This is a genomic window from Pseudomonas gingeri (genome assembly GCF_013385635.1).
Classification (GTDB): Bacteria; Pseudomonadota; Gammaproteobacteria; order Pseudomonadales; family Pseudomonadaceae; genus Aquipseudomonas; species Aquipseudomonas gingeri_A.
The window spans coordinates 31,266-43,100 of sequence record NZ_JACAPR010000008.1 but is presented as its reverse complement, the minus strand read 5'-3'; the positions used below and the strand labels follow the sequence as shown (position 1 = coordinate 43,100).

The 11,835-nt window shown below is 61.8% G+C and carries 10 protein-coding genes; all 10 read left to right on the top strand.

Annotated features, from left to right (window positions below):
- The first annotated feature begins 167 nt into the window (after positions 1–167).
- The 10 genes from flhA (at position 168) to motD (ending at position 11,802) form a co-directional block, all read left to right on the top strand.
- Positions 168–2,297 carry a flagellar biosynthesis protein FlhA gene (gene flhA, locus HX851_RS36470; protein WP_177060424.1) on the top strand — a complete coding sequence of 710 codons (2,130 nt, stop codon included), beginning with the start codon at positions 168–170 and terminating at the stop codon, positions 2,295–2,297.
- An 11-nt stretch (positions 2,298–2,308) separates the two neighbouring features.
- Positions 2,309–3,640 carry a flagellar biosynthesis GTPase FlhF gene (gene flhF / locus HX851_RS36465; RefSeq protein WP_177060425.1) on the top strand — a complete coding sequence of 444 codons (1,332 nt, stop codon included), beginning with the start codon at positions 2,309–2,311 and terminating at the stop codon, positions 3,638–3,640.
- Positions 3,641–3,761: 121 nt separating this feature from the next.
- Positions 3,762–4,595 (top strand): flagellar synthesis regulator FleN, encoded by an 834-nt coding sequence (gene fleN, locus HX851_RS36460; RefSeq protein WP_017124409.1) that lies wholly within the window; start codon positions 3,762–3,764, stop codon positions 4,593–4,595.
- Complete coding sequence (fliA, locus tag HX851_RS36455) at positions 4,592–5,332, top strand: RNA polymerase sigma factor FliA (protein WP_017124408.1); 741 nt, start codon at positions 4,592–4,594, stop codon at positions 5,330–5,332. The genes fleN and fliA overlap by 4 nt, the downstream gene beginning before the upstream one ends.
- A gap of 174 nt (positions 5,333–5,506) precedes the next feature.
- Positions 5,507–5,878 carry a chemotaxis response regulator CheY gene (locus tag HX851_RS36450; protein WP_003183998.1) on the top strand — a complete coding sequence of 124 codons (372 nt, stop codon included), beginning with the start codon at positions 5,507–5,509 and terminating at the stop codon, positions 5,876–5,878.
- A 22-nt stretch (positions 5,879–5,900) separates the two neighbouring features.
- Positions 5,901–6,689, top strand: coding sequence for a protein phosphatase CheZ (locus HX851_RS36445; protein WP_177060426.1), 789 nt, complete (start codon positions 5,901–5,903; stop codon positions 6,687–6,689).
- Between the two features lie 14 nt (positions 6,690–6,703).
- Positions 6,704–8,971 (top strand): chemotaxis protein CheA, encoded by a 2,268-nt coding sequence (locus tag HX851_RS36440; protein ID WP_177060427.1) that lies wholly within the window; start codon positions 6,704–6,706, stop codon positions 8,969–8,971.
- Between the two features lie 52 nt (positions 8,972–9,023).
- On the top strand, positions 9,024–10,163 hold the full coding sequence (locus HX851_RS36435) for a protein-glutamate methylesterase/protein-glutamine glutaminase (protein WP_177060428.1): 1,140 nt from the start codon (positions 9,024–9,026) through the stop codon (positions 10,161–10,163).
- Positions 10,163–10,903, top strand: coding sequence for a flagellar motor protein (locus HX851_RS36430; protein ID WP_177060429.1), 741 nt, complete (start codon positions 10,163–10,165; stop codon positions 10,901–10,903). The genes HX851_RS36435 and HX851_RS36430 overlap by 1 nt, the downstream gene beginning before the upstream one ends.
- 11 nt (positions 10,904–10,914) lie before the next feature.
- Positions 10,915–11,802: a flagellar motor protein MotD gene (gene motD / locus HX851_RS36425; RefSeq protein ID WP_177060430.1), complete on the top strand. Its 888-nt coding sequence runs from the start codon at positions 10,915–10,917 to the stop codon at positions 11,800–11,802.
- Positions 11,803–11,835: the final 33 nt, after the last annotated feature.

Here is an 11,835-nt window from a genome sequence, read left to right as displayed (position 1 = left end):
CCGGTCTTGCCGGCACGCCGATCGTTCCTGTGCCGCGCGTGGGAGCGATCATCCACTCGTTCCGCGCATTTTCAATCACTTCGACAGAGTTGGAAGGTTTCTTGCACAAGCAGGTTTTGCGACGCTTTGAGCGTCAAAAGTTTGCTTCAAGGTGACGAGGAATACCGGTGGATCGCACTCAATTTATCAACACGGCGCGCAGTAACCTGAGTGGTCTCGGCCGGGGCAACCTGGGCGTGCCGCTGCTGCTGTTGGTCATGCTGGCGATGATGATGCTGCCGGTGCCGGCATTCCTGCTGGACGTCTTCTTCACCTTTAACATCGCCTTGTCGATCGTTGTCCTGCTGGTCTGCGTCTACGCCCTGAGGCCGCTGGACTTCGCCGTCTTCCCGACCATCCTGCTGATCGCCACGCTGTTGCGCCTGGCCCTGAACGTGGCCTCCACCCGGGTGGTGATGCTCCACGGCCAGGACGGCCATGCCGCCGCGGGCAAGGTGATCCAGGCCTTCGGCGAGGTGGTGATCGGTGGTAACTACGTGGTCGGTATCGTGGTTTTCGCCATCTTGATGATCATCAACTTCGTCGTGGTGACCAAGGGTGCCGGGCGGATTTCCGAGGTGAGCGCGCGTTTCACCCTCGATGCGATGCCGGGTAAGCAGATGGCGATCGACGCCGACCTCAACGCCGGTCTGATCGATCAGCCACAAGCCAAGCTGCGTCGCCTGGAAGTGGCCCAGGAAGCCGAGTTCTACGGCTCCATGGACGGTGCCAGCAAATTCGTTCGTGGTGACGCCATCGCCGGTTTGCTGATCCTGTTCATCAACCTGATCGGCGGCATGGCGGTCGGTATCTTCCAGCACAACATGTCATTTGCCGATGCCGGCAAGGTCTACGCCCTGCTGACCATCGGTGACGGTTTAGTGGCGCAATTGCCATCACTGTTGTTATCTACAGCAGCAGCCATCATGGTGACCCGTGCTTCCGGCTCGGAAGACATGGGCAAGCAGATCAACCGGCAGATGTTCGCCTCGCCCAAGGCCCTCGGCGTGGCCGCCGGCCTGATGGCGGTGATGGGGCTGGTGCCGGGCATGCCGCATTTTTCCTTCCTCAGCCTGGCCCTGGTGGCCGGCGGCGCGGCCTATCTGCTCTGGAAGAAACAGAACGTGGTCAAGGTCCAGGCCCTGGCCGAAGTCCAGCGCCAGCAGGAACTGCTGCCTTCGCCGGCCCGCGCCATGGAAACCAAGGAGCTGGGCTGGGATGACGTCACTCCGATCGACATGATCGGCCTGGAAGTGGGTTATCGCCTGATTCCGCTGGTGGACCGCAACCAGGGCGGGCAATTGCTGGCGCGGATCAAGGGTGTGCGCAAGAAGCTGTCCCAGGACCTGGGCTTCCTGATGCCCACTGTGCATATTCGTGACAACCTCGACCTGGCGCCCAGTGCCTACCGCCTGACGCTGATGGGTGTGACCCTGGCCGAGGCGGAGATCTACCCGGATCGCGAGCTGGCGATCAACCCGGGTCAGGTCTACGGTACCCTCAACGGCATCACCGCCAAGGACCCGGCTTTCGGCCTGGAGGCGGTCTGGATCGAAATCAGCCAGCGCTCTCAGGCGCAGTCCCTGGGCTACACGGTGGTGGATGCCAGTACGGTGGTGGCGACGCACCTCAACCAGATTCTCTATAAGCACTCCAGCGAGCTGATCGGTCACGAAGAAGTGCAGCAACTCATGCAACTGCTGGCCAAGGGCTCGCCGAAGCTGGCCGAAGAGCTGGTGCCGGGCATCATTTCCCTGTCGCACCTGCTCAAGGTGCTGCAGTGCCTACTCGCCGAACATGTGCCGGTACGCGATATCCGCAGCATTGCCGAAGCCATCGCAAACAATGCCGCCAAGAGTCAAGATACTGCCGCTTTGGTGGCTGCGGTGCGCGTCGGCTTGTCTCGCGCAATCGTCCAAAGCATTGTAGGGCTTGACTCCGAGCTGCCTGTGATCACCTTGGAACCAAGGTTGGAACAAATATTGCTCAATAGTCTGCAGAAGGCCGGACAAGGCTCGGAAGAAGGGGTTCTCCTGGAGCCGAGCATGGCTGAAAAACTGCAGCGTTCACTGATCGATGCCGCCCAGCGTCAAGAGATGCAGGGGCAGCCGGTGATCCTGCTGGTGGCGGGTCCGGTTCGCGCGATGCTTTCGCGGTTCGGCCGCCTGGCGGTACCAAGCCTGCATGTCTTGGCCTACCAGGAAATTCCGGACAACAAGCAAGTCACCATCGTTGCGACAGTAGGGCCCAACGGCTGAGGTAGTGGGTTATGCAAGTTAAGCGTTTTTTCGCCGCCGATATGCGTCAGGCCATGAAGCTGGTTCGTGATGAACTGGGCTCGGACGCGGCTATCATCGGCAACCGCCGGATTGCGGGCGGTGTCGAGCTGACGGCTGCCCTGGACTACAAGCTCTCGGCCCTGGCGCCGCGTGTGCCGAACATGGAGCTCGAGGACGAGCTGCGCAAGACCCAGTCGCGGATCGTCACCGCCCAGGCCGAACTGAGCCTGCGCAGCGAAGGCGAGAGCGATACGACCACCAATCGCCAGTTGTTCGCCGGCCTGCCACTGACCGCCGCCGAACCGCTGATCGAGCCGACCTTCGACGAACCACGACGTCCGGCCCCGGCGCCTGCCATGGCGGCGGCCCCGGCGGTGGATCAGCGGGTCTTCGATTCGATGCGTTTTGAACTCAATGGCCTGCGCGAACTGCTGGAAGTCCAGCTCGGCTCCCTGGCCTGGAACCAGTTGCAGGGCAGCCAGCCGGCACAGGCCAACCTCTGGCGCCGTCTGCAGCGTGTCGGCCTGTCCGGCCCGCTGTCGCGCGACCTGCTGGCACTGATCACCGGCATCGAAGAGCCACGCCAGGCCTGGCGCATGCTGCTGGCGCACCTGGCGCGGATGATCGTTACGCCCGAGATCGAACCGTTGGAAGAAGGTGGGGTCATAGCCATGGTCGGTCCGGCCGGCATGGGCAAGACCACCACGCTGGCCAAGCTGGCGGCGCGCTACGTGCTCAAGTACGGCGCGCAGAACATTGCCCTGGTGAGCATGGACAGCTTCCGGATCGGTGCCCAGGAACAGCTCAAGACCCTGGGGCGGATTCTCAATGTACCGGTGACCCACGTCGACCCGGGCCAATCCCTGGCGCAAGCCCTCGATCCGCTGCTGCGCAAGCGTGTGGTGCTGATCGATACCGCCGGCCTGCAGGCCAGTGACCCGGCGCTGCGCATGCAACTGGAAAGCCTGGCCGGACGCGGGATCAAGGCCAAGAATTACCTGGTCCTGGCCACGACCAGCCAGAAACAGGTGCTGACCGCCGCCTACCACAGCTACAAGCGCTGCGGGCTGGCCGGCTGCATCCTGACTAAACTGGATGAAACGGCGAGTCTCGGTGAAGTGCTGAGCCTGGCCATCAGCCATGAATTGCCGGTGGCCTATCTGACCGATGGTCCAAGGATTCCGGACGATCTGCATTTGCCACGCCGCCACCAGTTGGTGAGCCGCGCAGTCAGTGTGCAAATGCAGGAAGAACCCAGCGAAGAGGCCATGGCCGATATGTTCGCTGACATCTACCACAGCCCGTCCAAACGAGTGGGTTGAGGTAATCATGAAGACGTTGCAATGCACCTACATCGATGGTCTGCCAGGCATTAGTTCCCTCCGGGAGCGCGCAGCCAGTTATGTGGCCTTCCGTCTAAGCAAGACAAGGTAAGAAGAGAACATGGGCAGCATGCATCCCGTACAGGTGATCGCGGTGACCGGCGGCAAGGGTGGCGTCGGGAAGACTAACGTGTCAGTGAACTTGTCCCTGGCACTGGCTGAGCTTGGCCGGCGGGTCATGCTGCTGGACGCCGATCTGGGGCTGGCAAATGTCGACGTTTTACTGGGGTTGACCCCCAAACGCACCCTGGCCGATGTGGTCGAGGGTCGTTGTGAGCTGCGTGATGTGCTGCTGCAAGGGCCGGGCGGGATCCGTATCGTACCGGCTGCCTCCGGCACCCAGAGCATGGTCCACCTGAGCCCGGCCCAGCATGCCGGCCTGATCCAGGCCTTCAGCGATATCGGCGACAACCTTGATGTGCTGGTGATCGACACCGCTGCGGGTATCGGTGACTCAGTAGTCAGTTTTGTCCGCGCGGCCCAGGAAGTCCTGCTGGTGGTCTGCGACGAGCCGACCTCGATCACCGACGCCTACGCGCTGATCAAGCTGCTCAACCGTGACTACGGCATGAATCGTTTTCGCGTGCTGGCCAACATGGCCCAGAGCCCGCAGGAAGGGCGCAATCTGTTCGCCAAGTTGACCAAGGTCACGGATCGCTTCCTTGATGTAGCCCTACAATACGTCGGGGCCGTTCCCTACGATGAATGCGTGCGCAAGGCCGTGCAGAAGCAGCGTGCGGTCTACGAGGCGTTTCCGCGTTCGAAATGCGCCCTGGCGTTCAAGGCCATTGCCCAGAAGGTCGACACCTGGCCGTTGCCCGCCAACCCACGCGGACATCTGGAGTTCTTCGTCGAGCGTCTGGTGCATCAGACGAGTGCGGGACCAGTGCTATGACTGCCAGCGGCTATCGCATGTATTCCAAGTCGTCGCGTGACAGCCAGTATGAGTTGATCGAGCGTTATGCGCCGTTGGTCAAGCGGATCGCCTATCACCTGCTGGCGCGGCTGCCGGCCAGCGTCCAGGTCGAGGACCTGATCCAGGCGGGCATGATCGGCCTGTTGGAGGTTTCGACCAAATATGACTCCAGCAAGGGCGCGAGTTTCGAGACCTATGCCGGTATCCGGATTCGCGGCGCGATGCTCGATGAGGTCCGCAAGGGCGACTGGGCACCCCGTTCGGTACACCGCAATACCCGTATGGTCAGTGACGCAATCAGGGCAATTGAAGCGAAAACCGGTCGTGACGCTAAAGATCACGAGGTTGCAGCCGAACTCCAATTGAGTCTCGATGATTATTACGGGATTTTGAACGATACCTTGGGCAGCCGACTGTTCAGTTTCGACGACCTGTTACAGGACGGCGAGCATGAAGGGCTGCATGAGGATGGCGCGAGTGCTCATCTCGAGCCGTCACGCGACCTGGAGGATGAACGCTTCCAGGCAGCGTTGGCGGATGCGATTGCCAATTTGCCGGAGCGTGAGCGACTGGTGTTGGCGCTGTACTACGACGAGGAGCTGAACCTCAAGGAAATTGGTGAGGTACTGGGGGTCAGCGAATCACGAGTCAGCCAGTTACACAGCCAGTGCGCGGCCCGCTTGCGGGGGCGTTTGGGAGAGTGGCGAGCGCGTTGACAGGCAGTGTGGGGACACTGCGAACGAGACCGATGCAGCGTTTGACGGTGTGTCGGCGGCTCGGCCGGTTGTGGTTTCCATGCAGTAGTCGAGTGTTGTGCCGAATTGATTGAACAGCGCGTTCAGGTGCTGAAACGCGTTTAAGACTGCTTGGAGGTCGAATTGAACAAGAACATGAAAATCCTCATTGTTGATGACTTCTCAACGATGCGGCGGATCATCAAGAACCTGTTGCGTGACCTCGGGTTCACCAACACGGTCGAGGCCGATGACGGTACTACCGCCATTCCGGTCCTCAACAGCGGTAGCATCGACTTTCTGGTTACCGACTGGAACATGCCCGGCATGACCGGCATCGACCTGCTGCGCCATGTGCGTGCCGATGAAAAGCTCAAGCACCTGCCGGTCCTGATGGTCACGGCCGAAGCCAAGCGCGAGCAGATCATCGAAGCCGCCCAGGCCGGCGTCAACGGCTATGTGGTCAAACCATTCACGGCCCAGGCGCTGAAAGAGAAGATCGAGAAAATCTTCGAACGCATCGGTTGATGAAGTCCGCCACGGGGGCGCTATGGAGCACAACGAATCTTCACTGGGCGATTTTGAATCGACCCTGAAAAAACATGCCCGTGAACTGGTCGACAGCCTTGAAAAAGGCCGCTTCGGCGACGCGGTGCAAATGATCCATGAGCTGAATCAGACCCGTGACCGCGGCCTGTATCTGGAAGTCGGCAAGCTGACCCGCGAACTGCACAGCGCGATCGTCAATTTCCAGATTGATCCGACCATGCCGCAAGCCGAGGAAGTTTCGCAGATCACCGACGCCACCGAGCGCCTGTCCTATGTGGTCAGGCTGACCGAGGCGGCGGCCAATCGCACCATGGACCTGGTGGAGAGCGCGACCCCTCGGGTCAACGGTCTGAATGACGAAGCCAAGGCGCTGAGCGCCGACTGGGGTCGTTTCATGCGGCGTGAAGTCGGTGCCGAAGAGTTTCGCGCGCTGGCCCGGCGGGTCGATGGTTTTCTCTCGCGCAGCGAGCAGGAGACCCGCGCCGTGTCGAGCGATCTCAATGACATTCTGCTGGCCCAGGATTACCAGGACCTTACCGGTCAGGTGATCAAGCGCGTCACGCAAATGGTCACCGAAGTCGAAAGCAATCTGCTCAAACTGGTGCTGATGGCCAGCCAGGTCGATCGTTTTGCGGGTATCGAACATGACCGCGAAGCCATCCTCGCGGAAAAAGATCCACAAAAACAGATGGCAAAGGGTGAAGGTCCGCAGATTCATGCCGATAAACGTGAAGACGTTATGTCCGGTCAGGACGATGTCGACGATTTGCTTTCCAGCCTTGGATTCTAGGAGCACCCATACACATGAGCTTCGGCGCCGATGAAGAGATCCTTCAGGATTTCCTGGTTGAGGCCGGCGAGATTCTTGAGCAACTGTCCGAGCAACTGGTCGAGCTGGAAAGCCGCCCGGATGACGCGGATCTGCTCAATGCCATTTTTCGCGGTTTTCACACTGTAAAAGGGGGCGCCGGCTTCCTCCAGCTCAACGAGCTGGTGGAGTGCTGTCACATCGCCGAGAACGTGTTCGACATCCTGCGCAAGGGTGAGCGTCGCGTCGACTCGGAATTGATGGACGTGGTCCTGGAAGCGCTGGATGCGGTCAACGGCATGTTCAGCGAAGTTCGCGAACGCAGCCCGATCACCGCCGCCACTCCGGAGTTGCTGGCCGCCCTGGCGCGCCTGGCGGAGCCGGCAGCTGCCGGTGAAGCAGCGGTTGCCGTGGTGGAAGAGGCTGTCGTCGAGCCGGTCGCCGATTCAGGTGACATCACCGACAATGAATTCGAATTGCTCCTCGACTCGCTCAATGCGGTCAAGGAACAGGCGCAAGCGCCTGTGGCGGCAGCCGCGGTGGCTGCCGAAGCGGGTAGCGACGAGATCACCGATGCCGAGTTCGAGTCGTTGCTCGATCAGTTGCACGGCAAGGGCCAGTTTGCTCCCGAGGCTATTGCCGCCGAGGCCGCCGCAGCGGCGAGCACCACGGCTGCACCGGCCTCGGCGCCGGAAAGCACCGATATCACCGACGACGAATTCGAAGCCTTGCTCGATCAATTGCATGGCAAGGGTTCGTTCAAGGTCGACGCACTCGACGCGCCAGCCGCTCCTGCGCCGGCGGCGAAAGCCCCAGACAGTGCAGCGGCCGGGGGTGGCGACCTGATCACCGATCATGAGTTCGAATCCCTGCTCGACGAGTTGCATGGCAAGGGCAAGTTCTCCGAAGTGGCCGGTGGCACCACGGCTGCCGTCGCGGCACCGGCTGCGGCCAAACCGGCTGCGACGCCTGCGGCCAAGGCCGCAGACAAGGTGGAACCGGCCAAGCCTGCTCCGGCACCCGCCGCCGCAGCGTCTGCTCCTGCTCCTGCGCGTGCACCGGCAGCCGCTGCGGCGGAAAAGCCGGCCAGCGAAGCCGAAACCACCGTACGGGTCGATACCGCACGCCTCGACGAAATCATGAACATGGTCGGCGAGTTGGTGCTGGTGCGTAACCGTCTGGTGCGCCTGGGCCTCAATAGCGGCGACGAGGCCATGTCCAAGGCGGTGTCCAACCTCGACGTGGTGACTGCAGACCTGCAGACCGCGGTGATGAAGACCCGGATGCAGCCGATCAAGAAAGTCTTCGGCCGCTTCCCGCGCCTGGTTCGCGACCTGGCCCGGCAGTTGAAGAAAGAAATCAACCTGGAACTGGTGGGTGAAGAAACCGACCTCGACAAGAACCTTGTCGAGGCCCTGGCCGACCCGCTGGTCCACTTGGTGCGCAACTCGGTCGACCATGGTATCGAAGAACCGGCCGACCGCGAAGCCATGGGCAAGCCCCGTAGCGGTCGAGTGATTCTCTCCGCGGAGCAGGAAGGCGATCACATCCTGCTGTCGATCTCCGATGACGGCAAGGGCATGGACGCCGACGTGCTGCGCGGCATCGCCGTGAAGAAAGGCCTGATGGACAAGGATGCCGCGGACCGTCTCAGCGAGACCGACTGCTTCAACCTGATCTTCGCCCCGGGCTTCTCGACCAAGACCGAGATTTCCGACGTATCCGGTCGTGGCGTGGGCATGGATGTGGTGAAAACCAAAATCGCCCAGCTCAACGGTACGATCAATATCTACTCGACCAAGGGCAAGGGCTCGAAGATCGTCATCAAGGTCCCGTTGACCCTGGCGATCATGCCGACGCTGATGGTCATGCTCGGCAACCAGGCCTTCGCGTTCCCGCTGGTCAACGTCAACGAGATCTTCCACCTCGACCTGTCGCGCACCAACGTGGTCGACGGTCAGGAAGTGGTGATCGTACGGGACAAGGCCCTGCCGCTGTTCTACCTCAAGCGCTGGCTGGTCAGCTCCGCCGCTCACGAAGAGCAGCGCGAAGGCCACGTGGTGATCCTTTCGGTGGGCACCCAGCGAATCGGCTTTGTCGTCGATCAACTGGTCGGCCAGGAAGAAGTGGTCATCAAGCCGCTGGGCAAAATGCTGCAGGGAACCCCGGGCATGTCGGGCGCCACCATCACCGGTGACGGTCGCATCGCACTGATTCTCGATGTGCCGAGCATGCTCAAGCGTTACGCCGCACGGCGTATTTGATTCTGGTTCGGCGGCGGTGCATGAGTCCGCCGCCGTGCCTAACGGAGTGTTTATGGTAGTCAAGGTCCTGGTGGTGGATGATTCGGGGTTTTTCCGCCGCCGCGTCTCGGAAATCCTTTCGGCGGATCCGAGTATCCAGGTCGTCGGTACGGCGACCAATGGTAAAGAAGCCATCGATCAGGCCCTGGCGCTCAAGCCGGACGTGATCACCATGGACTACGAGATGCCGATGATGGATGGCATCACGGCGGTGCGGCATATCATGCAGCGCTGCCCGACTCCGGTTCTGATGTTCTCGTCGCTGACCCACGAAGGCGCCCGGGTCACCCTCGACGCGCTGGATGCCGGTGCCGTGGACTTCCTGCCGAAGAATTTCGAAGACATCTCGCGCAATCCCGAGAAGGTCAAGCAACTGCTGTGCGAGAAGGTGCACAGCATTTCGCGCAGTAACCGTCGTTTCAGCAGCTACAGCACCCCGGCCTCGCAGCCAACTCCGGCGCCGAGCGCCACGCCGGCCCCGTCCGGCAGCTTTGGCAGCAGCACTGCGGCCCCGGCCCCCGTGCGCACCACACCGGTGGCCAGTCGCGCCCCGGCGCCCGCCGCATCGACCTCGGCCGCACCGAAGCGCAAGGCCTACAAGCTGGTTGCCATTGGCACGTCCACCGGCGGTCCGGTCGCGCTGCAACGGGTCCTGACACAACTGCCGGCGAATTTCCCGGCGCCGATCGTGCTGATCCAGCATATGCCGGCGGCCTTCACCAAGGCGTTTGCCGAGCGCCTGGACAAGCTGTGCCGGATCAGCGTCAAGGAAGCCGAGGATGGCGATATCCTGCGTCCGGGCCTGGCGCTGCTGGCCCCGGGTGGCAAGCAGATGATGATCGACGGCCGTGGCGCGGTGAAGATTCTCCCGGGTGACGAGCGTCTGAACTACAAGCCGTGCGTGGATATCACCTTCGGTTCCGCGGCCAAGTCCTACGGCGACAAAGTTCTGGCGGTGGTGTTGACCGGCATGGGCGCCGACGGTCGTGAAGGTGCACGCCTGCTCAAGCAGGGCGGCAGTGCGATCTGGGCCCAGGACGAGGCGAGCTGCGTGATCTACGGCATGCCGATGGCGATCGTCAAGGCTGAGCTGGCGGATGCCGTGTACAGCCTGGACGATATCGGCAAGCACCTGGTCGAGGCTTGTATCTGATGGATGTATTGAGCCTTATCGGCATCATCATGGCGTTTGTCGCCATTATCGGCGGCAACTACCTCGAAGGCGGCCACCTCGGCGCCCTGGCCAACGGTCCGGCGGCCCTGATCGTGCTGGGCGGGACCATCGGCGCGGCCTTGCTGCAGTCGCCGATGAGCGCGTTCAAGCGGGCCATGCAGATTCTCATCTGGATCCTGTTCCCGCCCCGTGTCGACCTGCCCGGTGGCATCGATCGTGTGGTGAACTGGAGCCTGACGGCGCGCAAGGAAGGCCTGCTGGGCCTGGAAGGCGTGGCCGATGCCGAACCGGATACCTACTCGCGCAAGGGCCTGCAATTGCTGGTCGACGGTGCCGAGCCGGAAGCCATCCGCAGTATCCTCGAAGTGGATTTCTACACCCAGGAAAGCCGTGATATCGAAGCCGCCAAGGTCTTCGAAAGCATGGGCGGCTACGCGCCGACCATCGGCATCATCGGCGCGGTCATGGGGCTGATCCACGTGATGGGCAACCTCGGCGATCCATCGCAACTGGGTAACGGCATTGCCGTGGCGTTCGTCGCGACCATCTATGGCGTGGCCAGTGCCAACCTGGTGTTGTTGCCGATTGCCAGCAAACTGAAGTCGATTGCCCTGCGCCAGTCGCGTTATCGGGAAATGCTCCTCGAAGGCATCCTGTCGATTGCCGAAGGCGAGAACCCGCGCTCCATTGAACTGAAGCTCCAGGGCTTCATGGACTGATGGAGTAGGACATGGCCAGACGCCGCCAACACGAAGAGCATGTGAACCACGAGCGCTGGCTGGTTTCCTACGCCGACTTCATCACCCTGCTGTTCGCCTTTTTCGTGGTCATGTACTCGATCTCGTCGATCAACGAAGGCAAGTACAAGATCATCTCCCAGGCCCTGGTCGGCGTCTTCACCGATGCCGACCGCAGCCTCAAGCCGATCCCCATCGGCGATGAGCGGCCGGTGACCGTCAAGCCGGCGGACCCGCTGATCAAGGACGCCGAGCAGACCGACGCCGCCTTCGGCCAGGGCGCCGCGGATCCGCTCAAGAGCATTGCCGACGATATCAGCGCGGCGTTCGGCGACCTGATCAGTTCCAACCAGATGACCGTGCGCGGCAACGAACTGTGGGTCGAGATCGAACTCAATTCCGGCCTGTTGTTCGGCAGCGGCGACGCCTTGCCCAGCGACAAGGCCTTCGACATCATCGCCAAGGTGTCGAAGATCCTCAAACCCTTCGACAACCCGATCCATGTCGAGGGTTTTACCGATGACCAGCCGATTCGCACGACGCAGTATCCGACCAACTGGGAACTGTCTTCGGCGCGTTCGTCGAGTATCGTGCGCATGATGGCCATGGAAGGGGTCAACCCGCAGCGGATGGCCTCGGTCGGTTACGGCGAGTTCCAGCCGGTGGCCAACAACGCCACGGCGGAAGGCCGGGCGCGCAATCGCCGGGTGGTGCTGGTGGTGTCGCGCAACCTTGATGTACGCCGCAGCCTGACCGGCACGGGGACCGCCCATGCGACACCCGATGCGGCACTCAAGCGTGCTGGCACACAAACTGCACCGCCAGCGGTAAAGCAAGCGGTACGCGAGAACGCCGTCAAATCTCCGGCACCTGCTCTATAACTTAGCGCTATTTCTCGGCGAGCCTGACGCTTT